The sequence below is a fragment of the Chordicoccus furentiruminis genome (genome assembly GCF_019355395.1).
Taxonomy (GTDB): Bacteria; Bacillota; Clostridia; order Lachnospirales; family Lachnospiraceae; genus Chordicoccus; species Chordicoccus furentiruminis.
Genome location: NZ_CP048829.1, coordinates 184,156 through 200,927, shown reverse-complemented (window position 1 = coordinate 200,927; position 16,772 = coordinate 184,156). Strand labels below are relative to the sequence as shown.

The following is a 16,772-nucleotide window of genomic DNA, read 5'->3' as shown; positions in this document are numbered from 1 at the left end:
ATGCCGCTGCGGAAAAGACCCGGACCGGACCTGCCGGCACGGGAACAGACGGCATAAAAGGCATGCCACAACAGGAAAGATTCAGGGAGAAGCACAGATTTCTATGGACGAACGGGACAGGATATTCGAAGAAGAGCAGAGACATCTTACAGAAACGTACGCGTTCCTGCGGACAAAGGAGCAGAGCGTGGCGGATGAGCTTCGTACGCTCTATGAGAAGGCAAGACAGGAGAAGGCGGATATCAGTGAGGATCTTGCGCTGAACTTCCATGACGCGGAAGAGGCGCTTGAGAGCAACATGGAGCTCGAGCTGGTGAACCGTGTCGTCGATGAATTCAATATCGAAAACGCGACGCTGACCCGGCAGAGCCGGCAGCTTCTGACGCTTCTGGAGCAGCCGTATTTCGCCCGCGTGCAGGTGCATTTTCCGGAGGAAGAAGAGACAGAGGATTTTTACATCGGAACCGCCCAGCTGACAGGTGACAGCTACGAGCCTGTCATCGTGGACTGGCGTTCCCCCATCGCCGAGGTCTATTACAACCAGCAGAACGGCAGAACGGCCTATCATGTGGACGGAAGGCCGATCGAAGTGGATCTGCTGCTCCGCCGTCAGTTTGATATTACCCGGGATCGGCTGAACGCCTGCTTCGACACCCAGATCGCAATAGAGGATCCGATGCTTCTGAAATCGCTGTCCCGCCGGCGCTCCGACAAGATGCAGTCCATCACCGCCACAATCCAGCGCGAGCAGAACGAGGTCATCCGGCATCCGGATGAGCCGGTGATGCTGATTGAAGGAACGGCCGGATCCGGCAAGACATCTGTGCTTCTGCAGCGCATTGCCTACCTTCTTTATCAGAAACGCGCCTCCGTCAGAGCATCCGACGTGTATCTCATCACGCTGAACCCGGTTTTCGAGAACTATATCGCCAACGTTCTGCCGGATCTGGGGGAGGAGAATCCGAACACGCTGACATGGTCCGCCTTTCTGTCGGAAGCGGGTTTCCGCGCCCGTGAGTTTCAGGATAATACGGAGCCGGATTCCCTTGATCTCATCGACAGGGAACTGGAGGGCTTCGAGCTGATTCCAACGGATTTCCGCGGTATTTCCGTAAAAGGCAGAAAGGCGCTTCCGGCGAAATCGATTGATGCCATCTACCGCCGGAACCGGAAACTGGGTACGGGCGCCCGTCTGATCGGTGTGATGGAGGATCAGATGGTAGAGGAGGCGGAGCAGTATATCCGACAGCACCGGAACGACCGCCGCGGAAGCTATGAGGAACTGTATGAGGATACGGACGAGGAGGCGTTCCTGAAGGAAGAACGCCGTCCGGATGAGGAGGAGAACGGGGAGAAGAACGACTTCAACAGTGCTTCTCAGGCTGTCCGTTCCCACGGGTGGCTTGACGTACCCGCGATCGGCCGGAGACTTCTCGGAAAAACGTATCTGACCGACGCCGAACGGGCCTATCTCTATATCCGGCTGACAGGCACATGCAGCCGCAGCGCAAAGTATGTCATGATTGACGAGGTGCAGGATTACACCGAGGCTCAGATCCGGGTCTTCCGTGCGTACTTTCCACAGGCGAGATTTCTCATGCTCGGAGATGAGTATCAGGCGATCCGCGGTGGAACGGTGACCTTTGAACGGATTCGGGAGCTGTTCTCGGAAAACACGCCCGCCTGGCGGGGAAAGCCGGTCACCACGATGAAGCTGATGACAAGCTACCGGTCCTCCCCTGAAATCACCGCGCTTTTTACCTCACTTCTTCCGGCGAGAGTAGGAACGGAAGTGCAGTCCGTGCAGCGGCCCGGCATCAGGCCGGTGATCCGGTCCTGCCCGGACCGCGCTTCCTATCTGGAAGCGCTTCGGGGAGCCATCCGTGACGCGGAAGAATCGGGGCTCCTCACCGCGGTGATCGTCAACGGCCGCAGCGCGCAGGACCGTCTCCATTCCCTGCTGGGATCTGACGCCCCTCATTACATACGCGCCAGCGAGGCGATCCCGGAACACGGCGTCTGTATGGTGACGCTGGCGCTGTCCAAAGGGCTCGAGTTCGACGCGGTCATTATCCCGGACGCCGACGGAGGAACCTATCCGGATACGAAGCTGAAGCGCCACCAGCTATATACCGCTGTTTCGCGGGCGACGGAGCGGATCACGCTGCTGGCGGAGGGTCCGCTTTCGCCGCTGCTCGACGGGTTCACAGATTCTTAAGGTACCGGTCCACCTCCTGACTGGCATCCGCGCAGAGCTTTTCCTCATCGATTCCTGTGAGCCGTCCGTTCTCCACGGTGACGCATCCGTTGACGACCGTGTAATCCACCGGCGACTTGAGTCCGACCGTGCAGAGAACGGAAAGCGGATCGCGGAGGGCCCCGACAAGCTCGATCCTGTTTTCACGGAGCAGGAAGAAGTCCGCGCATTTGCCGGCCTCGAGACTGCCGATTTCCTTCTCACGCCCCAGGAGGCGGGCGCTTCCGATCGTAGCCATCTTCAGGATGTCGTAGCCGGAAGGCGCGCGGTCGCTTGAGGTCAGTCTGTGAAGCAGGTAGCAGACACGCATCTCCTCCAGCAGATTGGAGCCGTCGTTGCTGGCGCTCCCGTCGACGCCGAGTCCGACCGGTACGCCGAGAGCGAGCATCTCCGGCACGCGGGCGACGCCGGAGGCCAGCTTCATGTTGGAGATCGGGCAGTGACAGATTCCGGTTCCCGAATCAGCCAGCACCTTCAGCTCGTCTGTGTTGAAATGGATCCCGTGGGCGAACCAGACGTCGGAGCCGAGCCAGCCGAGCGTCTCCATGTAGGCCAGCGGACGCATGCCGGTTGTCTCCAGCGTGAAGCGTTCCTCGTCCTTTGTCTCACAGAGATGGGTGTGGAGGCGGACGCCGGAAGCCCGGGCCAGACGGGCGCTCTCGCGCATCAGATCGGCGGAAACCGAGAAGGGTGAGCAGGGCGCCAGCGCGATCCGGTGCATGGAGGTGAAGGAAGTGTCGTTCCATTTCTCGATCAGACGCCGGCTGTCGCGCATGATCTCGTCCACGGTCTGAACGACTGAGTCAGGCGGAAGTCCTCCGTCCTTCTTCGAGCGGTCCATGCTTCCTCTTGAGAAATGCATCCGGCACCCGAGGGTACAGGCGGCTTCCCACTGGGCTTCGATGAGATCACCGGCGCCGGCCGGAAAGACGTAGTGGTGGTCGAACACGGTGGTGCAGCCGTTTTTCATCAGCTCGCCGATGCCGGTGAGAGAGGAGAGACGGACGGTTTCGGTATTCAGATTTTTCCATACGCCGTAGAGTGCGGTGAGCCAGTCAAAAAGCTCAAGGTTCTGCACCTGCGGAAGATTCCGTGAGAAAATCTGATAGAGATGGTGATGCGTGTTGATGAGACCCGGATAGCAGATCATGCCGGTGGCGTCAATGACACGGTCCGGGGCGGCGGCCCGGGAGAAATCCGCTTCGCCGCCGGACACGCCTCCGCCGGTGACGGACGGGCGGATGGATTCGATCCGCCCGTCTGCGCAGAGAAGATCTACGTTCCGGCAGACCCGGTCGTCCGGGCCGCAGGAGACAAGTGTGGAGATGTTTTTGACCAGAAGTCGGCTCATGATGGTCCTCCTTTCAGGAACAGACATGGTTCAGGTCCCGATCCCTGTTTCTGTTATTATACCGCAGTCAGACCGGGAAGATACAGCGGCCGGAGGAGAAAAGAAAGGATCTCGCCCATGATCCCGGAAGAGAGACGTGATAGGATGGACGGGGAGAAGGAGAGGCAGCGGGATGGACGAAAAAGGAAGAAACGTTCCGACGGAAAAACGGGCGGCAGCCAGCCGGGCCGTCTTTGAGACGATGCCGGTTCCGCGGGCGCTGGCGACTCTGGCGGTGCCCACGATCATCGGACAGCTGACGGTACTGATCTACAATCTTGCGGACACTTTTTTCATCGGGCGGACCCGGAACCCGTATATGGTCGCGGCTGCGTCCCTGATTCTTCCTTTCTTCAATTTCTGCGTGCCGCTGTCGAATCTGTTCGCGATCGGCGGGGGAACGCTGATCTCCCGTCTGCTCGGTGCGCGGAAGGACGGGGAAGCGAGAAAGATCAGCGCTTTCAGTCTGATGGCGGCGGGACTTTTTGCCGCCGCCTTCGCGGTGCTCACGGCCATTTTCATGGATCCGCTGCTCACGCTTCTGGGTGCAAGTCCGAAAACGATGGCGTACGCAAGACAGTACGCAGGCTGCGTGATTGTGGCGGGCGCTGTTCCAGCGATACTTCAGATGACAATGGCCGGCCTGCTGCGCAGCGTAGGCTGCGCGCGGCAGGCCGGTATCGGCGTCACCTTCGGAGGCGTGCTGAACATCGGCCTCGACCCGCTCTTTATGTTCGTCCTTCTTCCGAAGGGAATGGAGGTGACCGGCGCCGGTCTCGCGACGATGCTTTCCAACACGGCGGCCTGTGTCTACTTTATTCTCGTCATCCGATCCCGCGGATCCGATACGGTGCTCGCGCTTCTTCCCCGCGGACTGCCTGCCCGCGGGAGAATTACGGAGATCTTTGCCGTCGGGATTCCGGCCGCCGTGGCGACGCTGCTGTTTGATGTCGATTACATCATCATCGATAAGCTGATGACCGGGTACGGAGATATCCCGCTGGCGGCGGTCGGCATTGTGCTGAAGGCCGAACGGCTTCCGCTCAATATCGGAGTCGGTCTTTGTCAGGGAATGGTGCCGATCGCGGCCTACAATTATTCGTCACGGAACTACGGCCGGATGAAGCATGTGCTTTCCTTCACAAGGCTTTCGGGACTTGCGGTCGGGGCGCTCAGCATTCTCCTCTATGAGACGCTGGCGCCGGGCATTATGCGGATCTTCATCAGCGACGCGGAAACGGTTGCGATCGGGACGGATTTCCTTCGAATCCGCGCTCTCGCGACGCCGTTTATGTTCATGTGCTTTCATCTGACCTATTTCTTTCAGGCTGTCGGAAACGGCCGGATTGCGCTGGAACTGGCCGCCGTGCGCTGGGCCGCCTTCAATATCCCGATGCTCTTTCTGCTGAACGCATTTGTGGGAATGTACGGACTTGTATGGACCCAGCTGATCGCGGATCTCCTGACCGTGATCGTGTCACTCCTTGTCTATCAACGGTTTGTCCGGAAGGAGCTCTCATGAAGTCAAAGGAACTCGATGAAACCAGATACCGGATGGACGCGCGGAGAGGAGAGGGACAGTCCTCTCCTCCGGAGCTCTTTCCGACGACAACGGGCATGATCCGGCATTTTCTGAGAGGCAGCCTTCACTGCTTTCTTCTCAGCGTGCTGTTTTCCATGCTGGTTTCGTTATTCGATCTGATCAACCCGAAGGTGATCGGTTTTACCGTGGATTCGATCATCGGAGACGGGAAGCCGGCATTGCCGGCCTTCGTCCCTTTTCCGGTGCCGGTTGCCTTTTTCAGACATCATCTCGGCACGGTCGCGCTGACCGTGGCCGCTCTTGCGCTGGCGGCGGCTGTTTTCCGGTATCTGTCGAAGCTGATGAACACCAGAGGCTCGGAGACGCTGCTCGAGACGATGAGAAACGAGCTGTTCTCGCACATCCTGCGTCTCCCGTTCACATGGTACAATGAGAATCAGACCGGAGACATCATCCAGCGCTGCACCTCGGACGTGGAGACGGTCAGGGCCTTTGTCTCGGAACAGCTGACCCAGCTTCTGCGCGTAGTGATCCTCATCGTGATGGCCCTTGTTTTTATGGCCGGCATCAACGGTACGATGACACTGATCTCTTTTCTGTTCATTCCGGTGATCGTGCTGTACTCTTTCGTCTTCCATCATCAGATCGGAGCGACCTTCGAGAAGGCCGACAGCGAGGAAGGAAGGCTTTCGTCGATGACGCAGGAGAATCTGACCGGCGTGCGCGTTGTCCGGGCCTTCGGGCGGGAGCGCTATGAGCAGGAGCGTTTCGAGAGGCAGAACAGCTATTACACCTCAATCTGGGTTCGCCTGATGCGGATCCTCTCGGTGTACTGGTCGTTCGGAGACTTTTTTTCAGGACTCCAGACGCTGACGGCGATCGTGCTCGGCGCCGTCTTCTGTGTGCGCGGTGTGATCACGGAGGGTGACTTTATCGCCTTTTCCACCTACAACAGCATGCTGGTCTGGCCGGTCCGCTCCCTCGGACGGGTGATCTCGGAGATGGCGAAGGTGGGCGTTTCCGTTGACAGGATCCGTGCGGTCATGAACGCGTCGGAGGAGCCGATGGATGCACCGGACCGGAATGCACAGGCTCTGTCCGGTAAAACGGCGGATCCCTTCGCGGGCGACATCTGCTTTGAGCATGTGCATTTCCGGTACGGATCGGGTTCGGATACGGAGGTCCTCAGAGACGTCTCATTTCGTGTGAAGGCGGGGACAACCACCGGCATTCTGGGCGGTACGGGATCGGGCAAATCGACGATCGCCTGGCTGCTCGACCGGCTTTATGATCTGCCGGAGGGCTGCGGCCGCATTACGATCGGAGGCGTTGACATCGCGTCGATGAGCCGGAGAGAGGTGAGGGCGCATGTCGGACTGGTCCTGCAGGAACCGTTCCTCTTCTCTCGCACTCTGTACGACAACATCCGGATCGCGGAAAACGGAGCGGAGGCCGTGACCCCGGAGAGCGGGGAAGGCATTCCGGAAGACAGGAAACGCGGATCCGGACGTCCGGCTGCCTCCGATCCTGTCAGGGCAGCCGCATCAGATGCATGCCTTGACAAAACGATTGCGTCTTTCCCTGACGGATACGATACGGTTGTCGGCGAGCGGGGCGTGACACTCTCCGGGGGACAGAAGCAGCGGACGGCCATCGCCCAGACCCTGATCCGGCACACGCCGGTGCTGGTGTTCGATGATTCTCTTTCTGCGGTGGATGCGGAGACGGACGCGGAAATCCGGCGCGCGCTCCGGGAGCGGACCCGTAATGCCACAGTGCTTCTGATTGCGCACCGGATCACGACGCTGATGCAGGCGGATCAGATCATTGTGCTTGAGCACGGACGGATCGCCCAGCAGGGAACACACGAGGAACTGATCCGGCAGCCGGGGATCTATCAGACGATTTACCGGCTTCAGGTCAGTAAGGGGCTCATGGGAAACAACGAGGAGGAGGTGAAGCGGGATGGTGACAACTGAAGAGCCGGCGGTTCGGCTGAGGCTGTTCGGGATCCCGAAACTGATTCCGTATCTGCGGCCTTATCGCGGCCGCATCATCGGCATGATTCTTCTGGGGCTCATCAGCAGTCTGATCGACGCCGTATTTCCTCTGTTCGGGCGGTACGCCCTTGACCGCTTCGTCGCCCCGGGCACTCTTAGGGGACTGGGCCGTTTTATCGCGGCCTTTGCTGCGCTGCTTCTGTTCCAGGTCTGGGACAACTATGTGACGACATACTGGTGCGGTCAGGTGGAGATGGGGGTTGACAGGGACCTTCGAAACGCCTCATTCAGCCATCTGCAGACGCTTTCCTTCTCTTATTTCAGCCGGAACAGCGTAGGGTACATTCACGCGCGTGTGATGAGCGATACCGGCAAAATCGGCGAGCTGGTGGCATGGCGGATGATGGACATCGTCTGGAACGGCTCGTATCTGATCTGCATGTTTGTGCTGATGCTGCTGCTCGACGTCCGGCTGGCCGGCTGGATCCTGCTGCTTCTTCCGGCGGCGGTTCTGATTATTGTTCTCTTCCAGCGGCGTCTGGTACGGCTCAACCGGAAGATCCGGGAGATCAACTCGAAGATCACAGGCGACTTCAACGAGGGCATAACAGGTGCGCGTTCGATCAAATCGCTGGGCGTCGAGCGGACGATCGGACGCGATTTCCGGTCGGATACGGCGGAGATGAGAAGCACCGGCATCAGGAGCGGTCACTACGCGGCGCTTCTTACTTCGCTGGTGACGATGTTTTCCATGTTCGCCCTGGCGATTGTCCTCTGGCGCGGCGGTCTTCTGACACGGCGTCATCTGCTCGCGGTCGGCACGCTGTCTGTCTTCATGAGCTATGCGGTGGGCATGATGGAGCCGATCCAGAACATCATCGGTACGCTTTCGGTTCTGATCCAGATTCAGGTCAATATCGAACGGTTTTCGCGCCTCATGGAGACGAAGTCGGACGTGGCGGATACGCCGGAGGTGGTCGCGAAATACGGCGATTCCTTCTGTCCTAGGAGGGAAAACTGGGAAGAGCTGCGGGGTGATGTGGACTTTGACGATGTTTCCTTCACTTATCCGGACGGCGGAGGCGAGGTGCTTTCCCATTTCAGCCTGCATGTGCCGAAAGGGACGAACGTAGCCATTGTCGGTGAGACGGGAGCCGGCAAGTCGACCCTGGTGAATCTGGTCTGCCGCTTTTACGAACCGACATACGGCCGCATTCTGATCGACGGCCGGGACGCGAAGGAGCGATCCCAGCTCTGGCTTCACTCGAACATCGGATATGTGCTGCAGACGCCTCACCTGTTTTCGGGCACCGTCCGTGAGAACCTGCGATACGGCCGGCCGGACGCGACAGACCATGAGATATGGGAAGCCCTTCGGCTCGTGGCGGCTGACGGCGTGGTGATGCGGATGCCGGGCGCGCTCGATGCGGAGGTGGGAGAGAGCGGCGACATGCTCTCCACCGGTGAGAAGCAGCTGCTTTCCTTTGCCCGGGCGATTCTCGCAGATCCGAAAATTCTGGTGCTGGATGAGGCGACCGCCTCGGTCGACACGGTGACGGAAAAGAAAATCCAGGATGCGATCCGCGCCGTCACGGCCGGTCGGACTTCGTTCGTGATCGCGCATCGTCTGTCCACTGTGGTGGACGCGGATGTGATTCTTGTCGTGAAGGATGGCAGGATCATCGAGCGGGGGACGCATGCTTCCCTGATGAAAAAGAACGGCGTCTACCGCAAACTCTTCACAAGACAGTATGAGGATCTGGCCGCGGATATGGTATAACAGAGAAGGCGAGACGCCCGGAGAGGCGCCGGAAAAGGAGACAAGACAGATGAGGATGCAGACACTTGACTCGGGATGGACGCTGACCATCCCGGATGCGAATATCTACCGGATTCCGCCGGAGCCGATTCCGGCTTCCGTGCCGGGCAGCGTCTATTCCTGCCTGCTGGACGCGGGGCTCATGCCGGATCCGTTCAACGGACTCAACGAGCTTGACGCGCTCCGGCTGATGGAAAATGACTTTGTGTATTCGGACCGTTTTACGGCGGATGAGGCGATGCGTTCGGCGGAGCGCGTGATTCTCCGCTTTGAGGGGATTGACACGGTCGCGGATCTTGATCTGAACGGAGTCAGACTGGGGCACACGGAGAACATGCACCGGTGCTATGAGTTTGACGTGACGGAATGCATAAAAGCTGAAAACGAACTGACGGTCCGTCTCAGCTCGCCTTTAAGGATACTGGCCGAAGCGGACGAAAAAAATCAGGTCGGCGGCTCAACGGACGCGGTGCCCGGCTTTCCGCGGCTCCGGAAGGCACACTGCATGTTCGGGTGGGACTGGGGTCCGAGGCTGCCCGATGCGGGTCTGTACCGGCCGGTCCGTCTGATCGGCGTGCGGAAGGCGAGACTTTCGGACGATATCCGCATCCGGCAGCGGCACATCATCGCCGGATGCGGCGTGACGGGAAATCAGGTGACGGCGGTTGATCTGACCGTCACGGCCGCCTCCGATCCGGTACGGGAGGATGCGCGGGCGGAGTACTGCGTGGAAACAGGACCCGGCTCGGGCGAATACACCCGCTGGACCGGCTGCGGCGAAACGTGCCGGATCAGTGATCCGGTTCTCTGGTGGCCGAGCGGGTACGGCAGCCAGCCGCTTTACCGTGTGAAGATCCGTCTGACGGATCGCACGGACGGACAGGTGCTGGATGAGACGGTACGGAGGATCGGACTGAGAACGGTGGAACTGGACACACACATCATTCCGTCTGAAATCCGTGATCCGCATCTCGGACCGCAGGCGGCTGCGGACCGCAGGGAGGGACGGCAGTTCCGTTTCGTAGTCAACGGTCTCCCGATCTTCGCGATGGGAGCGGACTACATCCCGGAGGACAGCGTGCTCTCCCGCGTGACGCCCGAACGGACCCGTGCGCTTCTGACAAGCGCCGTCCGGGCCCATCACAACTGTATCCGGGTCTGGGGCGGCGGCTATTATCCGGATGATTTCTTCTTCGACATCTGCGATGAGCTCGGCCTTCTGGTATGGCAGGACTTCATGTTCGCCTGTGCGGTCTATGAGCTGACGGAATCTTTCGAGGCCACACTTCGGGCGGAATTCACCGATGTGATCCGCCGAATCCGTCATCACGCCAGTCTCGGGCTCTGGTGCGGGAACAACGAAATCGAGAGCCAGATCGTACCGGACAATATCTGGCATGCCACGAAGAAGCAGATCCGGGACTATCTGACCATTTTCGAGTACATCCTGCCGAAGATTCTGAAGGCTGAGGATCCGGACCGGCCGTACTGGCCGTCTTCGCCCTGTTCGGGAGGAAGCTTCGACGATCCGGGCGCGGAGAATGTCGGGGACGCGCATTACTGGGGCGTCTGGCACGGCTGTGAACCGTTCACGGCATACAGGCAGCATCATTTCCGCTTCCTGAGCGAGTTCGGTTTCCAGTCCTTCCCCTGCCTCGCGACGGTGAAGAGCTTTACGAAAGAGGAGGATCGGAACGTCTTCTCGGAAGTGATGGAATCGCATCAGAGAAATGCAGATGCCAACGGAAAGATCATGACATACCTTTCCGCGACCTACCGTTATCCGGTGGACTTCGATGATGTGCTCTACCTCTCCCAGATGCTTCAGTTGGATGCCATCCGCTACGGAGTCGAGCATTTCCGGCGCTTCCGGGGGATGTGCATGGGGACCGTGGTCTGGCAGCTGAACGATATCTGGCCGGTTGCCTCCTGGTCGTCGATCGATTATTTCGGCCGCTGGAAGGCGCTGCACTACGGGGAGAAGCGCTTTTTCGCGCCGGTTTCTCTCACCTGCGAGGAACACGGTCGGATCGACCGGAAACCGGTCGTCTCCTCGCTTCCGGTTCCGGTGGAGTATTCCGCTGCGCTGCATCTCGCCAATGAGACAGCGCGCACGGAGCGCGGGACGGTGCGCTGGCAGCTTCGCCGGGCGGATTCCTCTGTGATCCGTGAAGGCGTGGAGGAAGCGGAGGTTCCGCCGTACTCCGGCATGTGGCTTGAGAAGATGGACTTCACCGGCGCCGCAGATGAGCGGGATATGCATCTGTGGTACTCATATGAGAGCGGAACCGCCTCGTCCTTCGGCTCGGCTCTCTTTGTCGCGCCGAAGCATTACCGCTTCCGAGACCCGCATCTTACGCTCACGGTGGAAGGAAACCGGATCACGGTGCAGGCGGATGCATTTGCCAAAGGCGTCTGTATCGAATCGGAGGACGGGAACCTTATGCTCAGTGACAATTTTTTCGACATGGAAAAGGGGAGCCGCACGGTCGAGATCATCGGCGCCGCGCCGGCCGGCCCGTACAGGGTGAGGAGCGTCTTCGGAAAGAGCGGGGAAAAACGCTGAGCAGGCAAACCTGACCGGCCGGAGATTTCTTCAGGCGCGAAAGCAGCCTGTATGCCGGAATGGGTCAGAAGTGATATGATGGAGGGAGAATGATATGACACAGACAGAAGAGTATTTCCTGCGCCTTCAGAACGGCAATGACGTCCGGGGCGCGGCGATTGCGACGGATACGGAGACGAAGACGCTGACGCCGGGGCTGGTGACCTTCATCTGCGCGGCCTTCGGAAAGTTTCTCGCGGAGCGCACAGGGAAGCCGGCCGGAGCGCTGAGGATTGGAGTCGGCCACGACAGCCGGATTACAGCCGGGCCTCTGAAAGAGGCGTGCTTCCGCGGCCTATCGTTTTCCTCCGTGTACGACTGCGGACTGATCTCAACGCCCGCGATGTTCCAGTCCACGGTGCTTCCGGACAGCGGATTCGACGGCGCGGTGATGATCACGGCGAGCCATCTTCCTTTCAATCGGAACGGATTGAAGTTTTTCACAAGGGACGGAGGACTGGAGAAGAAGGAGCTTGCGTCCGTGCTCACGGAGGCGGCCGTGCTCGCCGGGCAGTACGGCCGTCCGGACGAAGAGGATTTCATTTCCTGCGAAGCGCTTCCGCGAGGCGAAAACGCGCCATTGGATTTTGATATGGTTTCCGTCTACTCGGAGAAGATGAAAGAGCTGATCCGGAACGAAGTGAAGGCGGAAGATGAAGCGCATCCGCTCACCGGGCTTCATATTGTGGTTGACGCGGGGAACGGCGCGGCCGGATTCTTCGCCTCGCGGATTCTGGCTCCGCTGGGAGCGGACACATCGGGCAGCGTTTTTCTCGAGCCGGACGGCACGTTCCCGAACCACATCCCGAATCCGGAAAACCCGGACGCGATGAACGCGGCCCGGAAGGCGACGCTGGACGCGGGAGCGGACCTCGGCGTGATCTTTGACTGCGACGGGGACCGGGGCGCGGTGGTTTTTGCGGACGGGACAGAGGTGAACCGGAACCGGCTGATTGCGCTGCTGGCAGTGATCGTGTCCGAGAGCCATCCCGGTTCCACGATCGTGACCGATTCCGTCACATCGGATGAACTGCACGCATTTCTTGAGGACAGGCTGGGACTTAAGCATTTCCGTTACCGCCGCGGCTACAAGAACGTGATCGACAAGGGAATTGAGCTCAACGCGTCCGGCACGGACTGCGAACTGGCGATCGAGACATCCGGACACGGCGCGTTCCGGGAGAACTTTTTCTCGGATGACGGGGCCTACATCTCGGTGAAGATTATCTGCGAGATGGCGAAGCTCCGCAGGGAAGGCAGGAACATTGAGTCGCTGATCGCCGATCTCGGCCAGCCGGCCGAGTCGGAGGAGATCCGTTTCCATATCAGTGATCCGGATTTCCGGGCCGTGGGAGAGGAGACGCTGAAGGCATTCCGCGCGTTCGCGGAGAAGGATGATCGGTTCCATATCGTGGAGCCGAACTATGAGGGAATCCGGATCTCGTTCAGCGACGAGGAGGTCCGCGGCTGGCTGCTGCTCAGGATGTCACTTCACGACCCCGTGCTCCCGCTCAATATCGAGGCGGAGAGAAAGGGAGGCGTCGGCGTGATCCTCGGACGCATCGCCCCGTTCTTCTCTGCCCGGAAGAATCTTACTCCGGACCGCGCGTTCTGAGGACTGTCCGTTCCGGAGGCGCCCGCTGAAATGAATCTATTCATATTGACGGAAAAGGTGGATTCGTTATAAACTGTGCTTAGTGAATGTTCCCGTCACGGGACATGATAATCCATAAGGAGGATAGATCCAATGGCTTTAGTTACAACGAAAGAGATGTTTAAGAAGGCCTATAGCGGCGGCTATGCGATTGGTGCGTTCAATGTCAACAACATGGAGATCGTTCAGGGCATCACAGAGGCAGCCGAGGAGTGCCACAGCCCGGTGATCCTTCAGGCGAGCGCGGGCGCGCGGAAGTATGCGAATCCGTCCTATCTGAAGAAGCTGGTCGAGGCCGCTGTCATTGAGTGCCCGGACATCGATATCGTCATGCATCTGGATCACGGCCCGGATTTCGAGACCTGCAAGTCCTGCGTCGACAACGGCTTCACTTCTGTTATGATCGATGCGTCGAGCAAGCCGTTTGACGAAAATATCGAGATCACCAAGAAGGTCGTGGAATATGCTCATGCTCACGGCGTCGTTGTCGAGGCTGAGCTCGGCGCTCTGGCCGGTATCGAGGATGATGTGAAAGTGGATGCAAAGGATTCCGCTTACACCCGTCCCGAAGAGGTCGAGGAGTTCGTGAGCCGCACCGGCGTCGATTCTCTTGCGATCGCGATCGGCACTTCTCACGGCGCGTATAAGTTCAAACCGGGCACGAAGCCGCAGCTCCGTTTCGATATTCTTGATGAGATCGTCAAGAAGATTCCGGGCTTCCCGATCGTGCTTCACGGCGCTTCCTCCGTTCCGCAGGAGTATGTGAAGATCATCAACGCTCACGGCGGACAGCTGAAGGACGCCATCGGCGTGCCGGAGGATCAGCTCCGTCAGGCAGCGCGCAGCGCCGTCTGCAAGATCAACGTTGACTCTGACCTCCGTCTCGGTTTCACGGCCGGCATCCGCCAGACCTTCGACGAGCATCCGGATATGTTCGATCCGCGCGGATACCTGAAGGTTTCCCGTCAGAATGTCCATGACATTGTCAAGCACAAGATCATCGATGTGCTCGGCAGCGCAAACAAGATGTGATACAGAGGTCTGATCATGACGATGCGAATCGTGCCTGCCTTGCAGGCACGATTCTTTTTTCTGATATATTGTCATTCAAAACCGTAAGACCGGATCTGAACGGCAGATCGAAGGGCGTCCCGAACGGCGCTTTTTTTGTCTCGAATGCAGGTCATTCACGCCGGTTCCTGCCTTTTTCACACGGATTGAGACGAATAGAACGCTGTCAGACTTTTTTTGTTAATATGGCATCAGCAGGACAGCATATATAAACTTATCTTAAGAAAGAGGCATATTCTGCAAATCCGGCTTTGTTCGTGCTAAGATGCGCTGAGAAGTGTCTGCCGGTTCTGTCCGGCGGATCGTCGGATAAGGAGACCTCATGTCATGACGAATTCAGAAGAAAACAGACAGGATGAAAAATTGAGACGCGAACGGGAGGCGATCCGCAGACAGAGAGAGGATCGGATACGCAGAAAGAAGCGTGGACGCGTGCTGAAGACCGTTCTCTTCGCGCTGATCGTCGCGGCCGTCGCGGTGGCGCTGCTGATCATGAGCTCCGTCACGAGAAACGGGCGGATCAGACCGGGCAGTCTGAGCGCGGAATCCGTGCTTTCCGCAATCCGCTCTCTGGCGCCGGGCGGAGGAGACGGAACGGCCGCCGTGACCGTCTCCTCCGCTGCCGAAGCGGTGAACGCGTCCGCTTCCGGAAATCCCGCTTCCCCGTCCGCGGGACAGGAGAGCACGGACGTGACGCAGACCTCGGTCTCCGGTGCGGCTGATGTTTCAAATGCCACTGATACACCGGCGACGAAGGAGGAAGCCCTTCAGTCCGCGCAGGCATTCGCCGTGCAGTACGATTACGACCGGGCCATCGCGGCGCTTGAATCCATCAGCGGATACGAGTCTGACAGCGATCTGAGCGCGGCGGTTAAGAAGTATACGGATGAGAAGGCGGCCTGCGTCGCGGTGGATGTGACGACGGTGCCGCATGTCTTCTTTCATTCGCTTCTGAACGATGACCGGGGACTCAGGGCGGACGTCGTCGGAAAGGACCGTGCCTGGAAGAACGACACGGCGATGGCGACAGCAGACGAGTTCGATCATATGATCGAGGATATGTACAATGCCGGATATGTGCTGGTTTCTCTCGATGATCTCTGTGTCAAGACGAAGCAGGCGGACGGCAGCACAGCCGTCTCGAAGAACACGAATCTCCTGCTTCCTCAGGGTAAGAAGGCACTGGTGATGTCCGAGGATGATCTCAGCTACTATCATTCCTACGGAGAAGGAACGCAGGGCTACGCCACGAAGATGGTGCTTGATGAAAACGGAGAGGTCAAGTGCGAGTATACGGATGAGAACGGAGAGACACATGTGGGAGATTACGATATGGTTCCCCGTCTTGACACATTCGTGAAGAAACACCCTGACTTTTCCTATCACGGGCACAAGGCGACTGTGGCGCTGACGGGCTATGACGGCGTCTTCGGGTACCGTACCAACGATTATTATAAGGATATCAATAATCCGCATCTGGACAAGGACCAGAGGGACTGGCTTTCCAGTCATCCGGATTTCAACTGGGATCAGGATGTGGCGGAAGCGAAGAAGATCGCGGAGACGATGAAGGCGAACGGCTGGACTTTCGCCAGTCACACCTACGCGCACTGGAACGCCTCAAACAAGACGGCGGAGCAGCTGAAGGCGGACAACGAACGCTGGATGACCTGCGTCAGCAACATTGTCGGGAAGACGGACAAGATCATTTTCGCTTTCGGAGGCGATATCGGGGGAGCCGGCGGCTACACGGCGGACAATCCGAAGTATCAGTATTTCAAGGATCAGGGCTATGTGATCTTCTGTAATGTGGACGGTCACGCGGGCTGGACCGAGTTCGGCGATACCTATATGCGGACAGGCCGCGTGGCGCTGGACGGATTCACGATGTATCAGGCGATGACCGTGGACGGAAGCTCTCATGAGACGTACGCCAGATCCTATGATATACTCGGCATCAAGGATGTGGCCTCTTTCTTCAATCCCAACCGGATCACGCCGATCACGAGCGAGTGAGTGCGGGAGACAGGCCGGGGACGGATGCGGTTCCGCCTCCGGTCTGCTGTACACGCAGCACTTGAAATGATGGGAAGATCATGATGTATGAAAATAAATGCATCAAGCAGCGAATTTAGGCTTGCAACCGGACGGCCTGTCTGGTAGGATAAAACACGGCCGGTTGGTCAAGCGGCTAAGACGCCGCCCTCTCACGGCGGAATCAAGGGTTCGATTCCCTTACCGGCTATGTTTAAGACTCAGCGGAAGCTGAGTCTTTTTTTGCGCGTAAGCTACGAGCCACGCACGTTTGGGCGGAAGCGCCTGCCTGTGCTTGCACAAGGGCAGGCGCTTCCGTTCAAACGTATGCGGCGACAGCCGCGATTCGTGCCTGCGGAGCAGGCACGAATGCGTGGCTCGCAGTTTCCGCGAGGGGCA

The 16,772-nt window shown here is 58.8% G+C and carries 9 protein-coding genes and 1 tRNA gene; 9 read left to right on the top strand and 1 reads right to left on the bottom strand.

Annotated elements, in window-relative coordinates; genetic code table 11:
* Positions 1 to 103: 103 nt before the first annotated feature.
* A complete protein-coding gene (locus tag G4C92_RS00880; RefSeq protein WP_274940754.1) occupies positions 104 to 2,218 on the top strand; it encodes a HelD family protein in 2,115 nt (704 codons plus the stop codon).
* Here G4C92_RS00880 and G4C92_RS00875 read toward each other — a convergent pair.
* Positions 2,205 to 3,611, bottom strand: coding sequence for an 8-oxoguanine deaminase (locus G4C92_RS00875; RefSeq protein WP_334299951.1), 1,407 nt, complete (start codon positions 3,609 to 3,611; stop codon positions 2,205 to 2,207). The two genes, G4C92_RS00880 and G4C92_RS00875, sit on opposite strands and share 14 nt — an antisense overlap.
* A gap of 169 nt (positions 3,612 to 3,780) precedes the next feature.
* Here G4C92_RS00875 and G4C92_RS00870 point away from each other — a divergent pair, with 169 nt between their 5' ends.
* The 8 genes from G4C92_RS00870 to G4C92_RS00835 all read left to right on the top strand — a co-directional run bounded on the left by G4C92_RS00870 (position 3,781) and on the right by G4C92_RS00835 (position 16,584).
* Positions 3,781 to 5,169 carry an MATE family efflux transporter gene (locus G4C92_RS00870; protein ID WP_274940752.1) on the top strand — a complete coding sequence of 463 codons (1,389 nt, stop codon included), beginning with the start codon at positions 3,781 to 3,783 and terminating at the stop codon, positions 5,167 to 5,169.
* A complete protein-coding gene (locus G4C92_RS00865) occupies positions 5,166 to 7,169 on the top strand; it encodes an ABC transporter ATP-binding protein (RefSeq protein ID WP_274940751.1) in 2,004 nt (667 codons plus the stop codon). The genes G4C92_RS00870 and G4C92_RS00865 overlap by 4 nt, the downstream gene beginning before the upstream one ends.
* The gene (locus tag G4C92_RS00860) at positions 7,156 to 8,970 is read left to right on the top strand and encodes an ABC transporter ATP-binding protein (RefSeq protein WP_274940750.1); all 1,815 of its coding nucleotides are present in this window, start codon (positions 7,156 to 7,158) and stop codon (positions 8,968 to 8,970) included. The genes G4C92_RS00865 and G4C92_RS00860 overlap by 14 nt, the downstream gene beginning before the upstream one ends.
* Positions 8,971 to 9,019: 49 nt before the next feature.
* A complete protein-coding gene (locus tag G4C92_RS00855) occupies positions 9,020 to 11,575 on the top strand; it encodes a beta-mannosidase (RefSeq protein ID WP_274940749.1) in 2,556 nt (851 codons plus the stop codon).
* A gap of 94 nt (positions 11,576 to 11,669) precedes the next feature.
* Positions 11,670 to 13,229, top strand: coding sequence for a phosphohexomutase domain-containing protein (locus G4C92_RS00850; RefSeq protein ID WP_274940748.1), 1,560 nt, complete (start codon positions 11,670 to 11,672; stop codon positions 13,227 to 13,229).
* 132 nt (positions 13,230 to 13,361) lie between these two features.
* Positions 13,362 to 14,300, top strand: a complete 939-nt coding sequence (gene fba / locus G4C92_RS00845) for a class II fructose-1,6-bisphosphate aldolase (RefSeq protein ID WP_274940747.1) — start codon at positions 13,362 to 13,364, stop codon at positions 14,298 to 14,300.
* Positions 14,301 to 14,666: 366 nt separating this feature from the next.
* Positions 14,667 to 16,355: a polysaccharide deacetylase family protein gene (locus tag G4C92_RS00840; RefSeq protein ID WP_274940746.1), complete on the top strand. Its 1,689-nt coding sequence runs from the start codon at positions 14,667 to 14,669 to the stop codon at positions 16,353 to 16,355.
* Positions 16,356 to 16,512: 157 nt separating this feature from the next.
* Positions 16,513 to 16,584: transfer RNA gene (locus tag G4C92_RS00835), tRNA-Glu, on the top strand.
* Positions 16,585 to 16,772 lie beyond the last annotated feature (188 nt).

Bases quoted from the DNA above. Each gene is read 5' to 3' on its own strand.
- G4C92_RS00860 (WP_274940750.1), top strand. From the start codon at position 7,156: ATGGTGACAACTGAAGAGCCGGCGGTTCGGCTGAGGCTGTTCGGGATC.
- G4C92_RS00855 (WP_274940749.1), top strand. From the start codon at position 9,020: ATGAGGATGCAGACACTTGACTCGGGATGGACGCTGACCATCCCGGAT.
- G4C92_RS00870 (WP_274940752.1), top strand. From the start codon at position 3,781: ATGGACGAAAAAGGAAGAAACGTTCCGACGGAAAAACGGGCGGCAGCC.
- G4C92_RS00850 (WP_274940748.1), top strand. From the start codon at position 11,670: ATGACACAGACAGAAGAGTATTTCCTGCGCCTTCAGAACGGCAATGAC.
- G4C92_RS00840 (WP_274940746.1), top strand. From the start codon at position 14,667: ATGACGAATTCAGAAGAAAACAGACAGGATGAAAAATTGAGACGCGAA.
- fba (WP_274940747.1), top strand. From the start codon at position 13,362: ATGGCTTTAGTTACAACGAAAGAGATGTTTAAGAAGGCCTATAGCGGC.
- G4C92_RS00880 (WP_274940754.1), top strand. From the start codon at position 104: ATGGACGAACGGGACAGGATATTCGAAGAAGAGCAGAGACATCTTACA.
- G4C92_RS00865 (WP_274940751.1), top strand. From the start codon at position 5,166: ATGAAGTCAAAGGAACTCGATGAAACCAGATACCGGATGGACGCGCGG.